17 protein-coding genes and 1 riboswitch are annotated in these 23,102 nt (G+C 73.0%); of the genes, 8 read left to right on the forward strand and 9 right to left on the reverse strand.

Features of this window, described 5'->3' with window-relative positions:
- Positions 1–113 precede the first annotated feature (113 nt).
- Entirely contained in the window at positions 114–1,388 is a 1,275-nt protein-coding gene (gene rocD / locus ACTVAJ_RS14360) for an ornithine--oxo-acid transaminase (protein WP_470388634.1), read from the reverse strand.
- 374 nt (positions 1,389–1,762) lie between these two features.
- Between rocD and ACTVAJ_RS14365 the strand changes: the two genes are divergently transcribed.
- From ACTVAJ_RS14365 to thiD, 3 genes are all read left to right on the forward strand, one after another.
- Positions 1,763–3,439: an acyl-CoA synthetase gene (locus tag ACTVAJ_RS14365; protein WP_470388635.1), complete on the forward strand. Its 1,677-nt coding sequence runs from the start codon at positions 1,763–1,765 to the stop codon at positions 3,437–3,439.
- A gap of 433 nt (positions 3,440–3,872) precedes the next feature.
- Positions 3,873–4,802: a DUF368 domain-containing protein gene (locus tag ACTVAJ_RS14370; protein WP_470388636.1), complete on the forward strand. Its 930-nt coding sequence runs from the start codon at positions 3,873–3,875 to the stop codon at positions 4,800–4,802.
- 36 nt (positions 4,803–4,838) lie between these two features.
- Positions 4,839–4,938: riboswitch (TPP riboswitch) on the forward strand.
- Positions 4,927–5,730, forward strand: a complete 804-nt coding sequence (thiD, locus tag ACTVAJ_RS14375) for a bifunctional hydroxymethylpyrimidine kinase/phosphomethylpyrimidine kinase (RefSeq protein WP_470388637.1) — start codon at positions 4,927–4,929, stop codon at positions 5,728–5,730. (Overlaps the previous riboswitch by 12 nt.)
- A gap of 101 nt (positions 5,731–5,831) precedes the next feature.
- Here thiD and ACTVAJ_RS14380 read toward each other — a convergent pair whose 3' ends face one another.
- The gene (locus tag ACTVAJ_RS14380; protein ID WP_470388638.1) at positions 5,832–7,256 is read right to left on the reverse strand and encodes an alanine/glycine:cation symporter family protein; all 1,425 of its coding nucleotides are present in this window, start codon (positions 7,254–7,256) and stop codon (positions 5,832–5,834) included.
- 180 nt (positions 7,257–7,436) lie between these two features.
- Positions 7,437–7,691 carry a DUF6457 domain-containing protein gene (locus tag ACTVAJ_RS14385; protein WP_470388639.1) on the reverse strand — a complete coding sequence of 85 codons (255 nt, stop codon included), beginning with the start codon at positions 7,689–7,691 and terminating at the stop codon, positions 7,437–7,439.
- Between the two features lie 401 nt (positions 7,692–8,092).
- Between ACTVAJ_RS14385 and ACTVAJ_RS14390 the strand changes: the two genes are divergently transcribed.
- Entirely contained in the window at positions 8,093–9,280 is a 1,188-nt protein-coding gene (locus ACTVAJ_RS14390) for a glycosyltransferase family 4 protein (protein ID WP_470388640.1), read from the forward strand.
- A gap of 137 nt (positions 9,281–9,417) precedes the next feature.
- Here the strand turns inward: ACTVAJ_RS14390 and ACTVAJ_RS14395 are convergent, their stop codons facing one another.
- Positions 9,418–10,746 carry a pyridoxal phosphate-dependent aminotransferase gene (locus tag ACTVAJ_RS14395; protein WP_470388641.1) on the reverse strand — a complete coding sequence of 443 codons (1,329 nt, stop codon included), beginning with the start codon at positions 10,744–10,746 and terminating at the stop codon, positions 9,418–9,420.
- Positions 10,747–10,878: 132 nt separating this feature from the next.
- Between ACTVAJ_RS14395 and ACTVAJ_RS14400 the strand changes: the two genes are divergently transcribed.
- Positions 10,879–11,841 carry a LysR family transcriptional regulator gene (locus ACTVAJ_RS14400; RefSeq protein ID WP_470388642.1) on the forward strand — a complete coding sequence of 321 codons (963 nt, stop codon included), beginning with the start codon at positions 10,879–10,881 and terminating at the stop codon, positions 11,839–11,841.
- 18 nt (positions 11,842–11,859) lie between these two features.
- Here the strand turns inward: ACTVAJ_RS14400 and ACTVAJ_RS14405 are convergent, their stop codons facing one another.
- The 3 genes from ACTVAJ_RS14405 to ACTVAJ_RS14415 form a co-directional block, all read right to left on the reverse strand.
- Positions 11,860–12,189 carry a hypothetical protein gene (locus ACTVAJ_RS14405; protein ID WP_470388643.1) on the reverse strand — a complete coding sequence of 110 codons (330 nt, stop codon included), beginning with the start codon at positions 12,187–12,189 and terminating at the stop codon, positions 11,860–11,862.
- Positions 12,190–12,284: 95 nt separating this feature from the next.
- Positions 12,285–13,514 carry a glycosyltransferase gene (locus ACTVAJ_RS14410; protein ID WP_470388644.1) on the reverse strand — a complete coding sequence of 410 codons (1,230 nt, stop codon included), beginning with the start codon at positions 13,512–13,514 and terminating at the stop codon, positions 12,285–12,287.
- A gap of 10 nt (positions 13,515–13,524) precedes the next feature.
- Positions 13,525–14,421: a DMT family transporter gene (locus ACTVAJ_RS14415; RefSeq protein ID WP_470388645.1), complete on the reverse strand. Its 897-nt coding sequence runs from the start codon at positions 14,419–14,421 to the stop codon at positions 13,525–13,527.
- 388 nt (positions 14,422–14,809) lie between these two features.
- On the opposite strand from ACTVAJ_RS14415, the gene ACTVAJ_RS14420 reads away from it, so the two are divergent.
- A complete protein-coding gene (locus ACTVAJ_RS14420; protein ID WP_470388646.1) occupies positions 14,810–16,405 on the forward strand; it encodes a beta-N-acetylhexosaminidase in 1,596 nt (531 codons plus the stop codon).
- Between the two features lie 10 nt (positions 16,406–16,415).
- Here the strand turns inward: ACTVAJ_RS14420 and ACTVAJ_RS14425 are convergent, their stop codons facing one another.
- Both ACTVAJ_RS14425 and ACTVAJ_RS14430 read right to left on the reverse strand, forming a co-directional pair.
- Entirely contained in the window at positions 16,416–17,660 is a 1,245-nt protein-coding gene (locus ACTVAJ_RS14425) for an alanine racemase (RefSeq protein ID WP_470388647.1), read from the reverse strand.
- A 127-nt stretch (positions 17,661–17,787) separates the two neighbouring features.
- Complete coding sequence (locus ACTVAJ_RS14430) at positions 17,788–18,753, reverse strand: glycerophosphodiester phosphodiesterase (protein WP_470388648.1); 966 nt, start codon at positions 18,751–18,753, stop codon at positions 17,788–17,790.
- Between the two features lie 258 nt (positions 18,754–19,011).
- Here ACTVAJ_RS14430 and ACTVAJ_RS14435 point away from each other — a divergent pair, with 258 nt between their 5' ends.
- Positions 19,012–20,508: a hypothetical protein gene (locus ACTVAJ_RS14435; protein WP_470388649.1), complete on the forward strand. Its 1,497-nt coding sequence runs from the start codon at positions 19,012–19,014 to the stop codon at positions 20,506–20,508.
- 427 nt (positions 20,509–20,935) lie between these two features.
- The gene (locus tag ACTVAJ_RS14440; protein ID WP_470388650.1) at positions 20,936–22,735 is read left to right on the forward strand and encodes a gamma-glutamyltransferase family protein; all 1,800 of its coding nucleotides are present in this window, start codon (positions 20,936–20,938) and stop codon (positions 22,733–22,735) included.
- The last annotated feature ends 367 nt before the right edge of the window (positions 22,736–23,102 follow it).

The raw sequence follows: 23,102 nt of genomic DNA on the forward strand, positions 1-23,102 counted from the left end.
GGCCGCCCGGAGGGGTCGGTCGTTCGGGTGCCGCCGGGGACGGGGGCCCGGCCGCGGGCCGAAGCGGAGCGGAGGCCCCGCGCGAACGGGGCCTCCGCTCCTCCGGGTAACCGCTACTTGCCCGCCTTGAGCTCGGCGAGCACCTCACCGAACCGGTCCAGGCCCCAGTTGAGGTCCTCCTCGCTGATCACCAGCGGAGGCGACATCCGCACCGTCGAGCCGTGGGTGTCCTTGACCAGGACACCGTGCTCGGCCAGGCGCTGGCACAGCTCCTTGCCGGTGCCCAGTTCCGGGTCGACGTCCACACCCGCCCACAGGCCGATGCTGCGGGCCGAGACCACGCCGTCGCCCACGAACTCCTTCAGCCTCCGGGCGAGCACCTCGCCCAGTCGCCGCGCGTTCTCCAGGTACGGCCCCTCGGTCAGCATCGTGACCACCGTGCGCCCCACGGCCCCCGCGAGCGGGTTGCCGCCGAACGTGCTCCCGTGCTGACCGGGCTGGATGACGCCGAGCACGTCCTCGTCGGCGACCATGGCCGACACCGGCAGGATGCCGCCGCCCAGCGCCTTACCGAACAGGTAGGCGTCGGGGACCACCCCGCTGTGCTCGCACGCCCGGATGGTCCCGGTCCTGCCCAGGCCCGCCTGGACCTCGTCGGCGATGAACAGGACACGGTTGCGGTCGCAGATCTCCCGGACGCGGGGCAGATAGTCCTGCGGGGGGACGATCACTCCCGCCTCGCCCTGCACCGGCTCGATCAGCACCGCCGCCGTGGTCTCGTCGATCGCGTCCTCGATCGCCTGCGCGTCCCCGTACCGCACCGACCGGAAACCCGGCGTGTACGGCCCGAAGCCCGTCCTGGCCTCGGGGTCGGAGGAGAAGGAGATGATCGTGGTCGTGCGCCCGTGGAAGTTGGCGCCCGCCACGACGATGGTCGCCTCGTTCTCCGGTACGCCCTTGACCTCGTAGGCCCACTTGCGGGCCACCTTGATGCCGGTCTCCACCGCCTCGGCGCCGGTGTTCATCGGCAGGACCTTCTCCTTGCCGACCATGTCGGCCAGGGCGCTGACCCAGGGCCCGAACTGGTCGTTGTAGAAGGCCCGGCTGGTCAGTGTCACCCGGTCCAGCTGCCGGTGGGCCGCGGCGAGCAGGTCGGGGTTGTGGTGTCCGAAGTTCATGGCCGAGTACCCGGCCAGACAGTCCAGGTACCGGCGTCCCTCCACGTCGGTCACCCAGGCTCCGCGGCCCTCGGCGATCACGACGGGCAGGGGTGCGTAGTTGTGGGCGGAACGCGTCCGCGCGAGCTCGATGTGCTCCTCACTGGAGAGTGCCTGTCCGCCGGGGTTTCCGGCGGAGTCCTGCTGACCCAGGTTGCGGGTGTTGCTCATCTAGCCGCTCCGATCACCATTGACCGATGTCAGACAGTAGATACCCACCGACGGGCCCGGTAGAGCACGGCGGCGGAGGTCCCCAAGAGTTGAGCAGATGATCCGGTGAGCACACAAGAGGTAAGGCAGATCACAGTGGCGGCCCGAGGCCCGAAACCCGGGCGCGCGGAGCGTCGCAAGCCCGGTGAGCGGGGGCCTCGGCACACGGCGTGACCTGCGAGGAGTACCCGGGTGACGCGCTCCACAGCCCCGACCGCGATCGACCCCCCTCCCGCGGGGTACGGTCGGCTCATCAACCACCCCGCCGCGGCGGTCGGGGCCCGCGCGGGCACCCGGCCGAGGTCGGCCCGAGACCCGTTCCAGGGAGGTCCGGCGTGCCCACCCCAGCGTCCCCCGACGCCCCCTTCTCCCTCCCCCGCCTCCTCACCGCCGTGACCGACGCCGTCCCTGACCGCGTCGCCCTCGTCGCGGGACCCCGCCGCCTCACCTACCGGACCCTGCACGACCGCTCCGTCCGGTTGGCGGCGCACCTGGTCGGAGCCGGTGTGCGTCCCGGTGAGCACGTGGCGATCCTGTCGTTCAACCGCGCCGAGTGGATGGAGTCCTTCCTCGGGGTGCTGCGGGCGGGCGCCGTCCCCGTGAACGTGAACTACCGCTACGTCGCGGGCGAGCTGCGGCACGTGCTGTCGGACTCCCACGCGGTCGCGCTGATCGCCGAGGACTCCCTGGCCGCCAAGGTCACCGCCGTCCGTCCCGACCTGCCGCGCCTGCGCCACGTGCTCCTGGTCGAGGACGGCGGCGTACGCGACACCGACCTCGACGGGACCGACTACGAGCAGGCCCTGGCCGCCGCCCCGGCGGACCCGGCGATCCTGCCCCCCACCTACGGCAACGACCACTACCTCCTCTACACGGGCGGCACGACCGGCTACCCGAAGGGGGTGCTGTGGCGGCAGGCCGACATCTTCCGCGCGGCCCTGGAGCGGCGCGCCCCGGGGGAACCGCGCGCCCGGACCCCCGAGGACGTCGCCGAACGCGCCGCGCGGTGCTTCCCGCAGCGGATGCTGGTCCTCGGACCGCTCATGCACGCCGCCGGGCAGTGGAACGCCCTGAGCATGATGCTGTGCGGCAAGCGCGTGGTGCTCTCCACCGACCGCAGCTTCGCCCCGGACCGGGTGCTGGAACTGGCGCACCGCGAGGGCGTGCACGTGGTCCAGCTGGTCGGGGACGCGATGGCGCGCCCGCTCGCCCGGCACCTGCTCACCGAGCCCGGGCTGTGCCCCGAACTGACCTCCGTGCGCTCCGGCGGGACTCCGCTCACGCCCGCGGTCCGGGCCCTCTGGCAGGCCTGGCGCGAGGACATCGCCCTGGCCGACGCCTACGGCGGGTCGGAGACGGGTGTGTGCGGGTCCGCGACCGCCCCCGAGGACGAGGACCGGGGCGGGGACGGCCGCAGTTTCACCATGGGCGGCAGCATCGCGGTGCTGGACGACTCCCTGCGCCCCCTGCGTCCGGGGGCGACCCGTGTCGGCCGCATCGCGCGCACCGGGCGCATCCCCCTCGGCTACTACAACGACCCGATCGCGACCGCGCGGACCTTCCCCGTCGACGCCGACGGGCGGCGCTGGGCGCTGTCGGGCGACTACGGGACCCGGGGGCGGGACGGTTCGGTCATGCTGCTGGGCCGGGGCAGCGTCGTCATCAACACCGCCGGGGAGAAGGTCTACCCCGAGGAGGTGGAGGCGGTCCTCAAGGCGCACCCGCTGGTGGAGGACGCGATCGTCGTCCCCGCCCCGGACGAGCGGCTCGGCCAGCGGGTGACCGCCCTGGTCTCCCTGGCTCCCGGAGCCGAACTCGGTGCCGCCCAGCTGCGCGCGCACTGCCGGGGGCGCCTGGCGGGGTTCAAGGTCCCGCGCAGCGTGCACGTCGTGGACAGGGTCCGCCGGACGGCGGTCGGCAAACAGGACTACCGGTGGGCGGCCTCGGTCGCGCGGCGGGACACGGGAGCGGCGGGGCCCGCCGGGACGGCACCGGAGCACGCCGCCCTCTGACCCTCCGCCGTACCGCGGGCACACCCTCCGCGACCTTTGGGAAGCCCGGGCCCGGGGAGCGCGCGGTGCTTCGCCGCACGGGGTGCGGACCACCGCACCCCCGTGCGGCGAAGCACCACATTTCGGCCACCAAGGCAATGCCCGCGCAACCAGCCGAAACCCGTTTTCAGGCCCCTCGCAGACGCTCTGCCCAGCCACCCGCGCCGCTAGACTGACCACGCCCGGCCGCCCCGAACCCCCCACACCCGGTTCCGGACCACAAGGCGGACCCTCCCAGGGGATCGGCGCGTCGGAACGGGCGACGGTCGGGGCCCAGACCCCCGCGAGACAACACGCCACCTCCACCCGGTCGAGGGTGGGTACGGTGACACCACTAGGACGGAGGACGGCGCGCCCCCTCCCGGAGCATCCGGGCTCGCGCCTCACAACTCAGATGGCCAAGTCAGTAGGCTCCTTCATCTTCAACGCGGTACGCGGCGGGGCCGTGGGCACCTCGGAGGCCCTGCCCGGGATCAGCGGCGGCACGGTCGCACTCATCGTCGGCCTGTACGACGACCTGATCGGCGGCGCCGGCCACATGGTCAGCGGCATCAAGCGCTACGTCACCGACGTCCCACGCGGCCGGGGCAGAGAACGCGCCCAGGAACAGTTCCGCCTCGTGAACTGGAGCGTGCTCGTCCCGGCGCTCGTCGGCATGCCCGTCGCGCTCATCCTGGCGCTGCTGCTCATCGCACCGCTGGTCGAGGAGCACACCCAGTACGCCCACGCCGTCTTCTTCGGACTGGTGCTCGCCTCCCTGTGGGTGCCCTACTCCGGCTCGGGCAAGCCCTGGAAGGCCTGGCACTACCTCGTCGCCCTGGCCTTCGCGGCCCTGGCCTTCTCACTGACGGGACTTCCCGGCGCGAACCTGCCCGCCAACCCGCTGGTCGTCTTCCTCGTCGCCTCCGTGGCCATCTGCGCCCTCGTCCTGCCCGGGGTGTCGGGTTCGTTCATCCTGGTCACGGTCGGCCTGTACGTGCCCACCAAGGACGCGGTGGCCAGCCTCGACCTCGTCTACATCGGGGCCTTCGCCCTGGGCGCGATCACCGGCCTCTCCCTGTTCGTGAAGCTCCTCCAGTTCCTCCTGGAGAACTACCACCACATCACCCTCGTCGTCCTGACCGGCCTCATGGCCGGGTCCCTGCGCGCCCTGTGGCCGTGGCAGACCGAGGAGCGCGAGATCCTCCCCCCCACCGAGATCCCGCTGACGGTGACCCTCATGGCGGTCGGTTTCGCCGTCGTCGTGGCCGCCGTCGTCTACGAGCACCGCAAGAAAAACCGGGCGGGGACCTCCCACCGGCACCACTCCACCCCCGTCCACTAGGGTCGTAGCAGCACAGAACGTCCGGGGCGGCACCGCCCCGACGGCGCGGGGTGCCGGAGGATCCCCTCCGGCTGAGAACACACCCGTCGAACCTGCCCTAGTTAGCACTAGCGAAGGGACGCCCATGAGCGCGTACAACATCGTGTCCATCGCCGGAAGCGACCCCAGCGGCGGCGCCGGAATCCAGGCCGACCTCAAGGCGTTCTCCGCGCACGGCACCTACGGGATGACCGTCGTCGCGGCGCTGACCGCCCAGTCCACGCGCGGGGTGACCGGCGTCCACGGCGTCCCGGCGGAGTTCGTGGTCCAGCAGATGGACACGCTCTTCACCGACGCCGCCGTCCACGCGGTCAAGGTCGGGATGCTCGCCACCGCCGAGATCACCGAGGCGGTCGCGGACGCGATCGCGCGCCACGGGCTGCGCAACGTCGTGGTGGACCCGGTGATGGTCGCCAAGAGCGGTGACCGGCTGCTGGAGCCCTCGGCGGTCAAGGCGCTGCGCACACGGCTGCTGCCGCGCGCCGACCTGATCACCCCGAACCTGCCCGAGGCCGCGGACCTGCTGGACGAGTCCGAGGCCGCCGACCTGGCGGGTATGCACGCCCAGGCCGAGCGGCTGCTGGACCTGGGGCCGCGCCGTGTCCTGCTCAAGGGCGGCCACCTGCCCGGGGAGGAGAGCGTCGACGTCCTCGTCTCCCGGGACGCCGCGCCGGTCGAGTTCCGGGCCCCGCGGGTGGCCACCCGCAACACGCACGGCACGGGCTGCACCCTGTCCTCGTCGATCGCCGCGCTCCTGCCGCAGCGCCCCGACACCGCCACCGCGGTCGCCGACGCCAAGGCGTACCTGACGGAGGCGATCCGGCGCGCCGACGAGATCGACGCGGGCGGCGGCCAGGGGCCGGTGCACCACTTCCACCTGTGGTGGTAGTCAGCACAGTCACCTCTGGCGGTGGCGGGCACCGCGACGCACGAAGGAGGGGGACCGCGCCGGGCGCGGTCCCCCTCGTCGTGTTTCCCGGAGAGCGGGCCCTAGCCGCCCTTGCTCACGTCGTCCATGACGGCGTCCGGGTCCTTCCAGTCCGGGTGGGCGAAGAACTTCCGGGTCTCGGCCACGATGACCGGGGACAGCAGCAGGAGCCCGATGAGGTTGGGCAGTGCCATGAGCCCGTTGGCGATGTCGCTGAACAGCCACACCGAGTCCAGCGCGGCGACCGACCCGACGTAGATGACGGCGATGAACACCAGGCGGTACGGCAGGACCAGCCTGCGCCCGCCGAGGAACTCCACGCACCGCTCGCCGTAGTACGCCCAGCCGAGGAGGGTGGTGAAGGCGAACACCGCGACGGCGATCGCCACAACGTAGGTGCCGACCGGGGCCAGCCCGGGGCTGATGGAGCCGAGCCCCTCGGTCAGGGCCTCCGTGGTCAGCAGCGAACCGTCGTCGCTGTTCTCCCCCCGCCAGACCCCGGTGGTGATGATGACCAGGCACGTCATCGTCACCACGATGATCGTGTCGATGAAGGTCTGGGTCATGGAGACCATCGCCTGGCGGACCGGCTGCCTGGTCTTGGCGGCCGCGGCGGCGATGGCGCCGGTGCCCAGGCCCGACTCGTTGGAGAAGATGCCGCGCGCGAAGCCCATCTGGATGGCGAGCATGACGCCCGCTCCGGCGAAACCGCCGCCGGCGGCCGTACCGGTGAACGCGTCGGTGACCACGAGCTGGAGCGCCGGGAGGATGGCCGCCCAGTTCACGATGAGGATGATCAGGGCGATGCTGATGTAGGCGACGATCATCAGGGGCACCAGGGCGGAGGCCACGCGCCCGATGCTCTTGATCCCGCCGAGGATGACGGAGCCCGCCAGGACCATCAGGAGCAGGCCCACCATCCACGGCGCCAGCGGCGTGATGTTGGTGATCTGCTGCGAGACGGCGTTGGCCTGGGTGCCGTTGCCGATACCGAACGCCGCGACGGCGCCGAAGACCGCGAAGGCCACCCCCAGTGTGGTGCCGAGCCCGCCCGGCAGACCGTACTTGAGGTAGAACATCGGTCCGCCGCTCTGCTCACCCTTGTCGTCGGTGCGGCGGAACATGACGCCCAGGAGCGCCTCGCTGTACTTGGTCGCCATGCCGAAGAAGCCGACGATCCACATCCAGAACAGGGCGCCCGGGCCGCCCACCCCGATGGCCAGGGCCGCACCGGCGATGTTGCCGACACCGACGGTGGCGGCGAGCGCCGTGCTCAGGGCCTGGTAGTGGGAGATGTCGCCCTCGACTGAGGCGTCCTCCTTGCGTCGGACGAAGGCCAGCCAGAGGGCGTGGGGCAGCCGGAAGAGCTGGAGCAGCCGCAGGCGGACGGTCAGGAACACACCGACGCCGAGCAGCAGCGGGATGAGGACGTACGGTCCCCAGATGATGGTGCTGACGAGGCCAGCCATGTCGAGGAGTTGATCCATGCGGGGATCTCCCTATCACGATCAGGTACCGGGGGATGGTCGTGTGCCCGCGGTCGGCGGAGTCGCCATTCACGGGGGAACGGTGCCCACCAGGCCGGGACACCCAGGGGTGGTGTCAGATTTGCAGCGGTTCGTCACGATCGCGTCACGGTCACCCGTCGTAACCGTTGCGGACGCGCGCTAGGCGTCCGTGTCCCCGCCTGCCTGGGCCAGCGCGAGCCTGCTGAGGACCGCGGCGGCAGCGGCGGGGTCCGCCCCCCGGCCCACCGCGACGCCCAGAAGGTAGGTGGTGAGGGGTGCCGCCGGGCGCGCCACCGAGTGCGCGGCGTCCCTGGCCAGGTCGAGGACGCGGTCGACGTCCGCCTTGTCCACGGGGTCTGCCCCGGTCAGGTCCAGCTCGGCGCGGACCAACTCCGCCCATTCCACGAGGGTCACCGAACGACTCCCTAGAGTTGTGATGCGGCTACGGAAGGCGATCCTATCCACCGTCGGGCCACCCCCCGGCCACCCGACCGCTCGGCCCGTGTCACCCGGTGCTCGGCGAAACCACGCCCGACCTTCGGTCCCGGTTCCCCGGGGACCCGACGGTGGTTCACCCCCCGACCCTAGCGTCGGAGTCGGTCATCCCCCTTGCGTTGGGAGCTCTGCTCATGTCCCCGGCCCACCCGTCGCCCACCACCACCCCCAACGGACGGCCCCCGGCCGCAGCTCCTCCCACTTCGTCGCCCACCACCACCCTCAACGGACGGCCCCCGGCCGCAGCTCCTCCCACTTCGTCGCCCACCACCACCCCCAACGGACGGCCCCCGGCCGCCTCGCCCTGCGCCCCTCTCCGCGTGGCGATCGTGACCGAGTCCTTCCTTCCCCAGGTCAACGGCGTCACCAACTCCGTGTGCCGGGTCGCCGACCTGCTCGCCGCCGCGGGTCACCAGGCCGTGGTGCTGGCACCGGGACACGGCCCCACCTCCTACGCCGGGTTCCCCGTCATCCGCATGCCCTCCCTCCCCCTGCCCTTCTACCGGGACTTCGCGGTCGGCCTCCCGGCCCTGCGCACGATGACCGCCGCCGTCCGCGCCTTCGCACCCGACGTCCTGCACCTGGCCTCGCCCGCGCTGCTCGGGCACGCGGCGGTGGAGGCCGCCCGCCGTTGGGCGCTGCCGACCGTGGCCGTGTTCCAGACCGACCTGGCCGGGTTCGCCGGACGGTACGGACTGCCCGGCGGCCAGACCGTGTGGCCGATGCTCCGCCGGGTGCACTCGGCCGTCGACCGCACCCTGGTGCCCTCCTCGGCCACCATGGGGACCCTGACCGAGCAGGGCTTCCCCCGGCTCCACCTGTGGCAGCGCGGTGTGGACACCCGGCGTTTCTCCCCCGAGCACCGCGACGAGGAGCTGCGCCGCCGGCTGGCCCCCGGCGGAGAGACGATCGTGGGCTACGTCGGCCGCCTCGCCAAGGACAAGCGGGTGGACCTGCTGACCCACGTGGCCCGGCTGCGCGGGATCAGGCTGGTGATCGTGGGGGACGGCCCGGAACGCGCCCGGCTGCGCCGCCGCCTGCCCGAGGCCGTGTTCACCGGGCAGCGGACCGGGGACGACCTGTCCCGCCTCTACGCGTCCATGGACGTGTTCGTGCACACCGGCGCCGACGAGACCTTCTGCCAGGCGGTACAGGAGGCGCTGGCCTCCGGGGTCCCGGCGGTGGCACCGAACTCCGGCGGCCCCGTGGACCTGGTCGTCCCCGAGCGCAACGGGCTGCTGTACTCCCCCGAGTCCGTACGCGAACTGCGGGTCGCGGTGGGGAGGCTGGCGCACAACCGTCAGGTGCGCGAGCGGATGGCGGCCGCGGCCCGGCCGTCGGTGGCGCACCGCACCTGGGAGGCGGTCGGCTCGCAGCTGGTCGACCACTACCGGTCGGTGATCGCACCGAGCCGGGAGCTGGCCAGGGCCGGAGGTCGGCACACCTTCGGTGGCAGCGGCCGCACCGAGGGCTCCCGGTCCGGCGCCGTCGGCACCGGGGCGCCCTGAGACGTCGTGTGCCGCCGCGGCACACGCCCCGGCGGACCGGAGGCCGTGGTGAGCGGCCTCCCCCGGAGAAACCCCGGGGGAGGCCGACGGGACGCGTCCGCCTCGCCCCCTTCACGTGGCGGGCGCGGTCCGGGTCCTCAACAGTAGAGCGGCTCCGCTCCCTCCTGCGGCTCGGGGACGACGGGGGCCGGCGCCCCTTCGAGCAGGGTGTCGAGAACCTCCTCCAGACGGTCCAGGTGCGCGCGGATCCACGGCAGGGCCAGCGGGTCCGTGGCGGCGAGCGCGGCGTAGCGGCGCTCCTCGGTCTCGCCGTAGAGCAGGCTGGTGGCGACCCGCATGCGGAGGGCCTCGGGCCCCTCACCGAACTCGGCGGCAGGCAGGACACCCATCCCGTACCGCTCCAGGAGCAACCCGGTGAGTTCGGCTCCGGTGGCCACCCCGTGCAGGGCGGCCAACCGCTCGCGGTGCGGCTCGAAGTCCGGGTAGAGGTAGAAGGCCGCGCGCGGGGTGGCCACCGCGGCCCCGGCGCGGACGAACACGTCGGTGACGGCCCGGGCGACGAGTCCGTGCAGGCGGCGGCTGCGGCCGATGTGGTCGACCAGTTCGGCGGGTTCGGTGAAGGCGTGCGCGGCGGCCGCCTGCACGGGGGCGGACGGGCTCGACCAGATCTCGCTGGCCACACCGAGCAGGCCGCCGCGCAGCCGGCGGCCGATCTCGGAGTCGGGCAGGCGCAGGACACCGATCCGCCAGCCGCCCAGGGCCAGGTTCTTGCTCAGGCCGGTGGAGACGACGGTGCGCTCGGGCGCGTACTCGGCGGGGCTGCGCACCTCGGCCGGGGCCTCGCCGGGCGCGGCGGGGTGGACGAGGTCGCGGTAGATCTCGTCGGAGATGATGACCAGGTCGAGTTCGCGGGCCACCTCCGCCAGGCGGCGTACCGTGTCCGGCCGGGCCACGGTACCGGTGGGGTTGTCGGGCAGGGTGACGATCACGGCGCTGACGGTGCGGCCCTGTTCACGGGCGCCGGTGACGGCCGCGTGCAGCAGGTCGGGCTGGGGAAGGCCGCCCTCCCCCGTGGCCGTGGGCACCATGAGCGGACGCTGCCCGAGCAGACGGCTCTGCGCCGCGTAGCTCACCCAGCTGGGCGCGGCGATGGCGGTGTCACCGCCGATCTCCATGAGGAGGCTGTACAGCAGCGGCTTGCTGCCGGGACCGGCGATCACCATCCCGGGGTCGGTGGGCAGCCCGCGCCGCTCCCAGTACCCCGAGGCCGCCTCCCGCAGGGCCTCCGTACCGGCGACGGGGCCGTAGGCGTTGGCGCCGTTGCCGGCGGAGAGCTGGTCCCGCAGCACCGGGTGAACCGGGAGCCCGGCCTCGCCGAAGCCGAGCGGCAGGACGCGCACCCCCTGGCGTCGTTTCTCTGCGAGGGCCTCGTTGACGGCGAGCGTCGCGGACACAGTGACGGTCATCGATGACTCATCTCCGACTCATGTTCTGGCGCTTGACCGCACCATGGCGTGACGGTCTGTCACTGTTCAGCCTGCCCGCGTTGCTCCATCAGTACAAGCGAGTCTTTTCGATGGTGAGCATAAGATGAGCTTATGCTCGATCTTCGACGGCTCCACCTCCTCCGCGAGTTCAGCGCGCGGGGCACCATCGCTGCCACGGCCACCGCCCTGGGATACACGCCCTCGGCCGTGTCACAGCAGCTGGCCACCCTGGAACGGGAGACCGGGGTCGCGCTCCTGGACCGTTCGGCCCGGGGCGCCGAACTGACCGACGCCGGACGGCTCCTGGTCGTCCAGGCGGAGGAGATCCTCGCGCTGGTGGAGGCCACGGAGTCGGTCCTGGCCGAGCAGGCGGACGTCGCGATCGGCGTGGTCACGGTGACCGCCTTCCCGACCGCCGCCGTGGCCTTCGCCCCGCTGCTCGCCCCCGCGCTGCGCGCGCACGGGGGCATGCAGCTGGTGCTGCGCCAGACCCTGCTGGCGACGGGCACCGAGAAGGTGCGCTCGCGCGAGGTCGACATCGCCCTGGTCGACGACTGGACCGGACAGCATCCGGGCCCCGGCCCGGAGAGCGGGTTGCGCCACGTCCACCTGCTGCGCGACCCGCTGGTGCTGGCCGTCCCCGAGTACCACCGGCTGGCGGACCCGGAGGAGCCGTTGGAGCTGGAGCGCCTGCTCGGCGAGTCGTGGATCGTGGCCCCGGAGGGCGAGCGGTCGCGCTACGGCACGGACCGGCTGCTGGCGAAGGTGGGCGGACTGCCGGGCGCGGCCTGGGAGTTCGAGGGGCTGGGCACCATCCTGAGCCTGGTCTCCCGCGGCATCGGCATCGCGGCCGTCCCGGCGCTGGCCATGGTGGGAGCGCCGGGCGGGCTGGTCTTCCGCCGACTGCCCGGATCGCCACCGGAGCGGCACGTCTACGCGGTTCTGCGCCCGGCGACGCTGCGCCGCCCGGCGGTGCAGGTCACGCTGGCCGCGCTCAGGAGCGCCGCCGCCGAGGTCGGGGAGCGCCTGTCCGGGCACGGGCCGACCGTGCGGGGGCCCGTGCGGGACGTGTGAGCGGCGCTCCCCGGGAGATCACGGGTCGCTCCTCCGGCGGCGCGTCCGGTCGATGCGCCGGCGCAGTCGGCGGCAGATGTGGAGGGCGCGGTCGCGGTCGTCCCTGGCGTTCCACCAGCGGGCGTAGGCCTCCAGCCGCCTTCGTCGCAGGGCTTCGAGTTCGGCTTCCATCCGCACCACCCGGTGCTCCAGGTCGATGCGTTCTCGCTCGAACTCGGACATGTCGCGCTCGTGGGTGTGGGCCTCCCGCTCGGCGCTCATCAGCCGCTCGGTGAGACCCTCCGTCGCGTTGCCGCCGCGCGCGATCCGGCCGACCCCGGCCCGCCCGCTGATGCCCTCGAACCACACATTGTCAGGTATTTCCTGATCAGAGCTCAGTTCACTGATCTCCTCGCAAAGAATACGGAAAGTGACATAACGGACATCATTCGGCTACATTCGCCTCAGGCGGCGATGACCCGCTCCACCCGCACGGGCGCGGGCGCCGTCGCCCCGAGACTCGTGTACAGGGCCTCGAAGCGCTCCAGCGACCGGCGGTGGTCGTGTCGCAGCGCGATCTCCCGGCTCGCCGCACCCATGGCGCGGCGGCGGTCGTCGGGGCCCAGGACCGCCAGCAGGTGTCCGGCCAGCGCGGACACGTCGCCGGCCGGGAAGAGGAAGCCGTTGCGCCCCTCCTCGACCAGGTGCGGCAGCGCCATCGCGTCCGCGGCCACCACCGGCAGACCGGTGGACATGGCCTCCAGCGTCGCGATGCTCTGGAGTTCCGCCACACTCGCGATCGCGAAGACGTCCCCCGCCGCGTAGACCAGCGGCAGGTCGTCGTCCGGGACGAAGCCGAGGAAGTGCACGCGGTCGGCGATCCCGAGACCGGCGGCGAGCACGCGCAGCTCCTGTTCGCGCTGCCCGGTCCCGGCCAGGACCAGTTGGGCGTCCCGCTGCGGCACCACACACGCCAGGGCACGGATCGTGTCGTCGATCCGCTTCTCCACGTCGAGCCGGCCGACGAAGACGACGGTGTCGCGCTCGGGCAGGCCGAACCGGGCACGGACCGCCGCCCTCTCCTCCTGCCGGGGGTGGAACCGTTCCAGGTCGATGCCGCAGGAGACGGCCTCCACCGCCCGGGCGAAACCCTTCTCCCGCAGCAGGCGGGCGGCGCGCGGGGTCGGCGTGGTCACGTGGTCGGCCGCTCCCGCGACGCGCACCATGTCACGCCAGGCGACCGACCCGGCGACCGCGTGCACCCCCTGGGGCAGGTGGGCGTGCGCGTACAGGTTGTCCGGCATGAAGTGGTTGGTGAACACGACCGGCACCCCCGCCGCGCGGGCCCTGCGCAGCGCCGTCCGGCTGACCGTGAAGTGGCTCTGCACGTGGACGACGTCCGGGTCCAGGCGTGCCACCAACCGCGCCGTGTGGCCGCCGATGCCCAGGGGAACGGCCATGCGCATCGACTCCTGGAGGGGGATGGGGGCCGACCGCAGGCGGTGCTCGGTCACGCCGCCGTTGACGGTCACGTAGGGGTCGCCCAGGTCGGAGGGGCAGACCACGTGGACGCGGTGCCCCCGCCCGGTCAGCCCCTCGGCGAGCCGGTGGGTGAAGTACCCCGCGCCGTTGACGTCGGGCGGATAGGTGTCCGTGGCGATGAGCACACGCAGCACGCGGTCGGACTGGGCCATGGCGACTCCTTCAACGGTTACGGTTGCGGGCTTGCTTGGGCACGCGCCCACCGGCGCCCCCGGCCTCGGGGTTGCGGTGGCGTGTCCGGGCCAGGGCGACGGTCCCGCAGATCGCCAGGGCCGCGAAGGCCGCGGCCCCCGCCTGCTCCGCGGCGGTCTCGGGGACCCCCTCCCCCAGCAGGAACGCGCCGATGGCCACACCGACGACGGGATCGGTGATGAGCAGCGTGGCGTAGGCCGCCGCGAAGTGGCCGGTCCGGTAGGCGTTCTGCATGAGCAGGGCGCCGAAGACCGCGGTGAGCACGGCGAGCGGGGTCAGCCAGCCGACCAGGGTCGTCCAGTCGTCGAGGACGTTGGCGGCGATGACGCGTGCCAGACCGGACGTGGTGCCCATGGCCGCCCCGCCCGCCAGGGCGAGCAGCAGGGAGCGCGTTCCGCTGGGGGTCCAGTGCGCGGTGAGGTACACGGCGAGCCCGAACCCGAGGGAGCCCCCGGCCAGGGCGAGCGCGGTCCCGGTCCCCATGACGGGCGTGTTCGACCCGTGCGGGAACAGCCACAGGACACCCACCAGACCCACCATGACGGCGGCTCCGGCGGTGATCTGCCAGGCGCTCACCCTCTGGTGGTTGAACAGCGCCGACAGGACGATCGCGAACAGCAGTCCGGTGACACCGATCGGTTGGATGATGGTCAGCGGGGCGCCGCTGAGGGCCACCAGGTGCAGGGTCGCGCCCAGGACCGCCGCCCCGCTGCCGACCAGCCACCGGGGCTGGCGCAGCAGGTGCAGCAGGAACCCGGCCCGCGCGACCTGCCGCCCCGGGGCGCGCACGGCGTCGCGTTCCTGGAGCGCGGAGCCCAGTGCCAGGGTGAAGGCCCCCGCCACGGCGATGAGCACGAACCACGCCATCAGCGCCACCACCTCCGGGTGGTCGCCGCCGACGCTCCGCGTCGTGACCGCATCGTCGCATCCCCTGGCACTCGGTCCCGCCCCTTCGGCTCCTCGGGCTCCGGATCTGGACACCACGTTACGGACGGGCGCCCCGTGTCGGCGATAACGACAACCCCCGTCCACCGGGTGGTGCCCGCCCCACCACGTTTCAGGGTCCGCGTACGACACCTTCGGGCGGCGGCGGTGTCGCGTCCCAGGTCGGACCGCTCTCGCCCACCCGTACCCCGGCTCAGGGGCCGCACCGGGTCCGGGTGTGCGGGGCTGGCGCACCCGCGGGGGTGCGCACCGAGGCGCGCGCATGGCAGGATGTCCACTATTGGTCTAGACCGGATAGGAGCACCCTCCCGTGCCCGACACTTCCTCCCCCCGCCTCGCCGACCGGCCACTGGTGCCCCGCCCCGACCAGGCCGTTCCAGGCGATTCCGACGGATTCACACTCACCACGGCCACCAGGGTGTCCGCCGACCCCGAGGCTCGGGGAACCCTGGCATGGCTCCAGCGTGAACTCGGCGCGTCGACTGGCCTCCCGCTGGCCACCGGGGACGAGGACGACGCACGGATACGGCTCAGCGTCGACTCCGGTGCGGGGCTCGGCCCGGAGGGCTACCGGTTGATCGTGGACGAGGAGGGCGCCATCGTCGTCGGCCACGACCCGGCCGGAGTGTTCTACGGCGCCCAGACCCTGCGTCAGCTGCTGCCCGCCGACGCCTACCGCGGCGCGCCGATCGGCGGTGTGGAGTGGACCCTGCCCGCCGTGCGCGTCACCGACGCCCCCCGGTTCCGCTGGCGCGGCGTGATGCTGGACGTGGCCCGGCACTTCCTCCCCAAACGCGAGGTGCTGCGGTTCGTCGACCTGATGGCCGCGCACAAACTCAACGTCCTGCACCTGCACCTGACCGACGACCAGGGGTGGCGGATCCAGATCCTGCGGTACCCGAAACTGACCGAGGCCGGTGCGTGGCGTACCGAGAGCCAGGTCGGCGCCACCACGCCGCCCGTGTTCGACGGGCGCCCCCACGGCGGGTTCTACACCCAGGAGGACATCCGGGAGATCGTCGCCCACGCCGCGGCCCGCCACATCACGGTGGTCCCCGAGATCGACGTCCCCGGCCACTCCCAGGCCGCCATCCACGCCTACCCCGAGCTGGGCGAGAGCGGGCGGATCCCGGTGTGGACCGAGTGGGGGATCAACGACAACGTGCTGGCCGTCACCGACAACGTGCTGGACTTCTACCGGAACGTGCTCGACGAGGTGCTGGAGCTGTTCCCGAGCACGTACGTGCACGTGGGCGGCGACGAGTGCCCCAAGACCCAGTGGAAGGACAGCGAGTCCGCCCAGCGGAGGATCCGCGAGGAGGGGCTGGCCGACGAGGACGGGCTCCAGAGCTGGTTCATCCGTCAGCTCGACGCGCACCTGACGGCGCGGGGACGCAGGCTGCTCGGATGGGACGAGATCCTCGAGGGGGGTCTGGCGGCGGGCGCGACGGTGATGTCCTGGCGCGGCCAGGAGGGCGGCGTGGCCGCGGCCCGGGCCGGCCACGACGTGGTCATGGCGCCGACCGCGACGTCCTACCTCGACTACAAGCAGTCCGACTCCCCCGACGAGCCGATCCCGGTCGGCACGCTCCTGCGCACCGAGGACGTCTACGCCGCCGAGCCCGTCCCCGAGGGGCTGACCGAGGCGGAGGCCGAGCACGTCCTGGGCGCCCAGGTCAACGTGTGGACCGAGCACACGGACACGCCCCGCGGGCTGGACTACATGGTGTTCCCGCGCGCGGCCGCCTTCGCCGAACAGGTGTGGTCCTCCGGCGACCGCGACTACGCCGAGTTCGAGCCCCGGCTGCGCGGGCACCTGGACCGGCTGGACGCGGCCGGGGTGGAGTACCGGCCGCTGGACGGACCGCACCCGTGGCAGACCCGGCCGGGGATCGGCGGCCGGTGACGGAGCGGACTCAGAAGTAGGTGGCGACGACGTCCACGACCGTGTCCCGGTCGTCCACCACCGGGATGACCCGCCAGCGGTCGAAGGCCGTGCACGGGTGCGAGATCCCGAAGGAGACCAGGTCGCCGGGGACCACCCCGCGTTCGGGCGGGAATCGCAGGTAGGCGTGGTGGTCGTTGAGTGCGGTGACCTCCACCCCCGTGGCCGCGACGGTCTCCCCGCCGGCGCGCCGCAGCACGCGGGGGATCGGGAACCCCTGGTCGTGGTTGGCCTCGCGCCGCCCCAGGGCGGCGATGGCCAGCCCCTCCTCCGGTACCGACACCACCCGCGCCCACAGTTCCAGCGCACCCTCCAGGGTGTCGGGCCCCTCGGGGAGGCGCCGGTAGGGGGTGGTGCGGCGGTAGAGGCCGTCGTCGTGTGCGACGTAGGCGCCGCTGCGCAGGATCGGCAGCACGTCCTCCCGGCCGCTGAGCTCCTCGGCGACCAGGTCGAACCAGGCGCTGCCGCCCACCGACAGCACCGGCCGCTCCAGCCCGTGCTCGGCGGCGAGTTCCGCCGCGTCACCGCCCAGGTCGCGGAGGAACGCGCGCACGGCGTCGGCGTCCTCACCCAGGGGCCCCTCGTAGCCCGCGACCCCGGCCAGTTCCAGGCCGGGCGCGGCGACGACGGCGCGTGCCACGCCGAGGAGGTGTTCGCGGGTGCGGCAGCCGGTACGTCCGCCGGGGACACCGCGTTCGACCAGCACGCGCAGGGGGCGGCCTGCCGGGCGGCCGGCGAGGGCGCCGGAGACGGCCGCCACCCCCTCGGCGGAGTCGGCGTAGAGGAGGAACTCGAAGCCGGGGTCGCGGTCGAGTTCGTCGGCGATCCAGCGCAGCGCCACCCCGTCGAGGAGTTCGTTGGCGAGGATGATCCGGCCGACCCCGAAACGGCGGTAGGCCAGGACCTGGTGGGCGGTGGCCGCGGTGACCCCCCAGGCGCCCGCCGCCAGCTGGCGCTGGATCAGCGCGGGGGCCATGGAGGTCTTGCCGTGCGGTGCCAGGAGCAGGCGGTGCCGGGCGGAGAAGTCGGCGAGCGCCGCGATGTTGCGGTCGAGCGCGGAGGCGCGCAACACCATGAGCGGCCAGGTGAACGGGCCGGAGAAGAGAGGGAACCGCCGGGCGGCGAACTCCTCCAGGGTGACGGGCTCACCCGGCCACCAGAGTCCCTTGGTCCGCCAGTCGACGTGTTCACGCGGGATGTCGAGCCGATCGGTCACGGTGTGTCCACGCCTCCTGTGCGCCGGTGCCCCGCCCCGGACACGGCTCGGCGAGCCGTGTCCGGGGCGGGGCGCGTCGTTCCGCCCGATCATCCCACCGGTGTCGGGCGCGGCGGGCGGCCGGGGGTCAGTCGTTCGCCGCGACCGGGGGCGCGGGCGGCACGGGCGGGGCGCCGACGCGGTCGCCGTCGAAGTCGTCGATGGCCTCCCGTCCGGCCTCGGGGTAGTCGGTGATGAAACCGTCCACCCCCATGCCCAGGACGGCGTCCATGGTGGCGCGGTCGTTGATCGTGTAGGGCATGATCTCCATCCCGGCCTCCTGGACCCGCTCGACGTAGTCGGCGTCGATGTGCCGGTGGTTCGGGTTGATCATGGCCGCCCAGTCGTAGTCGTCGATCCGGTCCTCGGGGACCAGTCCCAGCAGGCCGTGCGGAACGGACCGCAGGATGTCCTGGGACTCGCGGACCGACTCCCAGTCGAAGCTCTGGATGACCAGGCGGCGGGGCTCCCACGGCGGAGTGCGCCTGAGCCACCCCTCCCGGTCGAACAGGTCCCTGGCGACGGCGCGTTCGAGGCCGGGGTAGAGGTCGGGCGACTTGAGCTCCAGGAGGAGGTTGAGGTCGTGTTCCTCCAACCGGTCGAGGACCTCCCCCAGGGTGGGGACGGGCTCGCCCGCGAAGGCGGGGTCGTACCAGCCGCCGGCGTCGAGTCGGCGGATCTCCGCCATGGTGAAGTCGGCGACCCGGTAGGGCGCGCGGTCCGGAAAGACCGCCTCGACGTCGGTGGTCCGCTCCAGGGTGGTGTCGTGCATGATCACGGGTTCGCCGTCCGCGGTGAGCTGGACGTCGACCTCGACCGTCACGGCGCCCCGCTCGCGGGCGGCGTCGATGGCGGCGAGGGTGTTCTCCGGCGCGCGCCCCGACGCGCCGCGGTGGGCGACGGCGATGAGCGGGCGGTCGAAGACGGGGTGGTGGACGGCGAGGGGTTCGGTGGCGGGTTCACGGGGGTCGAGGGCGGGAGCCCCGACCGAGACGCCCGCGCTGGCGGTGATGAGGAGTGAAGCGGCTCCGACGACGATCCCGATGCGGCGCACCGGACCTCCCAAGTTCGCGTGGACTGGCCGATTGCTCCATCAGGGTGGGTGCGGATGGTGACCCCCCGATGACCGTGCGCGGAGCGCCGGGTAATGGGAGTCCCATCTTCTGGTACGGGACAGGTCACACCCTTCCCGGATTTTCACCCAATGAAGCGAATCAATTACGTCATGTACCGGTTTTGACTGGAGAGCCCCCCGTGAATCACATAGAGTCCTGAAACCATCACTGGTAGTAGTCGATGGGAAGGGACGACGATGCGCAAGCACCACACGAGGTGGGTCGCGCTCCTGGGCGCCGCCACGCTCTCGACCACCGGGCTGGCAGGTCTCGCGGGACCGGCGGTGGCGGCGGACGACAAGGACCCGCGGGTGATCAACTGGCCGGTGGTCGAACAGGCGGTCTCCTCGTACAAGCTCGACGGGTTCGAGATCGGTTACCTGCCCCCCGGGTTGGACAGATTCGGGCTCAACGCCTCCTCACTGATGGACCGGCGGGGCAACAGCCAGTCGCAGATCTCCTGGGTGCAGGGCCCCGACCAGCTCTACGGGCGCGTGATGATCCTGCGCTCGGAACGCATCCAGAAGCTGGAGGACCTGCGCGAACAGCGGTACGCACACCTGCCCGAGCGGGGGCTGGAGCGACTGGACGGCAGCGGTGACGCCGCGCGCGAGGCCTACGTCTCGGAGTCGACGGGCGACATGTTCTGGCTGGAGGAGCCCGGCGTCGCGGTCACCATCCACCTGCGGCCGGAGCGGTGGAACGGCGACGAGCTGCGGAGGATGGCGGATGCGGTCGCCGGAGTCACGGACCGGGACGCCGAGGAGACCGCGGAGGGCGAGGAGGCGACGGCCCAGGAGGAGGCTCCGGAGGAGGCCGTCCAGGACGACGCCGGTGAGAGCGGGGAGAGCGAGGGGGGCACCGAGCCCGATGAGGCTTCGGAGGCCGAAGGAGCCGAGGGGTCCGGGGAGACCGCGCAGGAGACTCCGGCCCAGGAGGGCGAAGGCGGGACCGCGGAGCCGGTCGAAGCCACGGCGGCCGGAGAGGGGGCCGATCCCGCCGAGGACACGGCCACCACCAAGGACGCGGCGGCCGGGGAACCGGAGGGTGCCGACGCGGTCGAGGTGAGCGCGGAGGACATCGCTGCGGCCGGGAACGACGCCTCCGAGGGGACCGCCGAGGACGCCGACGCGGTCGAGGTGAGCGCGGAGGACATCGCTGCGGCCGGGAACGACGCCTCCGGGCCCGGGGAGGCGGACGCCGAGTCCGACGACCCCGACGCGATGAACTCCCGGCGGGTCAAGGAGTGCCTGATCGACGAGTTCGTGGTCTTCGACTACGACGACACCGGGGAGGAGCGGGAGCCGACCTCCGCCTCCTCCGGTGACACCGCCGAGCAGCCGCTGAGCCGCGACCAGCTGACCGACGGACAGCGCGACGAACTGCTCGCCACCGTCTGGTACCACGGCACCGAGGGGGAGAAGAACGCGGCCACGGACCTGTGCGCCGACAGCCTCGACATGCAGCGCTCCGACGTGGAGTCCGTGATCGCCGAGATCGCCGACCTGATCGCCCGGCTCGTCGAGGAGGCCGAGGCCAACGCGACCGAGGGCATGGAGGAGGTCTCCCACTCGTCCACCGAGACGCACGCGCCCGGCCCGGGCCAGGCCGGCGGCCTCGAACCGATGGACGACGCGGAGTGGGAGGAACTGTGGAACTCCCTGCCGTGGAGCTTCGAGATGGAGACGCCCTGACACGGCCGGGGTGCCGGAGGGGCGTGACCCGGTCGGGCCGAAACGACGCGTGGCCGCGGTCGGGTGACCGGCCGGACACGTGACCGCGGCGGACCGGAACCGTGCGCGGACGGAGCGCAGCCGCGCGGGGGCGGGTGACCGTGGGCGGGTGCCCGACCGGAGTGGAGAGCCTCCGGCCGGGCAGCACGGAGCGGGTGGAGCGTGAACGCCCCCAGATCAACGGTGGCCCGGGGCCGGACGGATACGCCGGCCCCGGGCCGCCGGCCTGTGGACCGAGCTCCGCGGACCGGGCCCGTGGGATACGGTCGGCTCGGCGCCCGCCCCGGTGACCGGCGCCACACCCGCCCGGGGCGCCGGGCGGGGATCCGCCGCCCCGGGCGGATGCCCATCCCCGAGCCCCCGAGCCCCCGAGCCCCCGAGGAGAGCCATGCCCCGCTTCACCACGCGCCCCCAACTCCGCGGCGACTTCGGAATGGTCGCCTCCACCCACTGGCTCGCCAGTGCCACCGGCATGTCCGTGCTCGAACGCGGAGGCAACGCCTTCGACGCCGCCGTCGCGGCGGGTTTCACCCTCCAGGTCGTCGAACCCCACCTCAACGGGCCCGGCGGTGAGGTCCCCGTGCTCCTCCAAGCCGCCGGAGGGTCCCCGCGCGTGCTGTGCGGCCAGGGGGTCTCCCCCGCCGCCGCCACCATGGACGCCTTCGCGGACATGGAGCTCGTCCCCGGCAACGGCGTGCTCGCCGCCACCGTCCCCGGCTCCTTCGACGCCTGGATGCTGCTCCTGCGCGACCACGGGACCATGACCGTGCGCGACGTCCTCGACCACGCCATCGGACTCGCCGAGCGCGGCTACCCCGTCCTGGAGCGGATCGCCGGAGCCGTCACCTCCCTCGCCCCCGTCTTCAGCCGGCACTGGCCCGGGTCGGCCGAGGTCTACCTCCCCCACGGCTCCGCGCCCAGAACCGGAACACGCCTGCGCAACCCCGCCCTGGCCGCCACCTACCGCCGGATCGTCACCGAGGCCGAACACGCCGGCTCCGACCGCGGGGCCCAGATCGAGGCGGCCCGCCGCTCCTGGTCGCACGGGTTCGTCGCCGAGGCCGTGGGGGCGTTCCTCGCCGCGCCCGTGCCCGACGGCTCCGGGGTACCCCGCCAGGGCCTGCTCACCGCCCAGGACATGGCCGACTGGAGCGCCACCTTCGAGGACCCGGTGAGTGTCGCCCACGGCGGGCACACCGTGCACAAGACGGGCCCGTGGGGGCAGGGGCCGGTCATGCTCCAACAGCTGCGGATCGCCGAGGAGCTGAACACCGGCCACGACGTCCGCGAGGGGGTCAGCGCCGAGTTCGTGCACCGGGTGACCGAGGCCGCCAAGCTCGCCTTCGCCGACCGGGAGGCCTGGTACGGCGACCCCGACCACGTCGACGTCCCGATCAGGGAGCTCCTCTCCGCCGACCACGCCGCCCGGCTCGCCGGCCTCGTCGACGACGGCCGCGCCGTCCCCGCTCCGAGCCCCGGCCCGGTCGCCGGACGCATCCCGTTCACCCCTCCCGTGTACGGGCCCGGCACGGTACCCGGCGACCGCACCACCGGCGAGCCCACGGTCGGTGCCGTCAACGCCACCCCTGCCGACCTGCGCGGCGACACCTGCCACGTGGACGTGGTCGACGCGCAGGGCAACATGGTCTCGGCCACCCCGAGCGGTGGCTGGCTCAGCAGCTCACCGGTCATCCCCGCCCTGGGCTTCCCGCTCGGCACCCGGGCACAGATGTTCTGGCTCGACCCCGCCTCCCCCAACGCCCTCGCGCCCCGCAAACGCCCGCGCACCACCCTCTCCCCCACCCTCGTGACCCGCGGGGACGGCCAGGCGGTCCTCGCCATCGGGACACCCGGCGGCGACCAGCAGGACCAGTGGACGTTCACCGCGCTGCTGCGGATCCTCCACGGTGTCGACGACCTCCAGGAGGCACTGGACACCCCGATGTTCCACACCAGCGCCTTCCCGAGCTCGTTCCACCCGAGGGAGACCGTCCCGGGACACCTGATCGTCGAACCCGGGGTCGGCGAGGACGTCATCACCGACCTGGCGGGGCGGGGGCACCGGGTCGAGGTCACCGACGCCTGGACGCTCGGCCGGCTGGCCGCCGTCGCGCGGGACCCCGACACGGGTGAGCTCCGGGCCGCCGCCGACGCACGCGGGTCGCAGGGGTACGCGATGGGGCGTTGAACAGGGGGAGAACGCCACCGAACACCCGGGCGAGGGCCGGACGACGGGTGATCCGCCCGTGCCGGAAGGGCGTGTCGGGCTGCGCGGATCCCCTTGCCAAATCGCCCGGGCACTGCTTATGTAGACCCTGTGCGACGGGCCCCGGCGCTGATCCGGTCGTGTGCCGTCAGAACTCAATACCACCGAAAACAGGGTCCGTGCGCTGGCTCCCCCTCCCTCAGTGACGGCCCTGTCCCCCCTCCTGAACCGAGGCCTGCCTTCCCCTCCCGGCTGGGTTCTTCGGACAAGGAGAGACGGGCGGGCCGTGGCGTCACCGGCGAGGTGACGCCACGGCCCGCTCTCGTGTCCCCGGGGCGGGGGCGCGGCC

The sequence above is a fragment of the Nocardiopsis sp. KDC1DS13DA1 genome, from assembly GCF_055632325.1.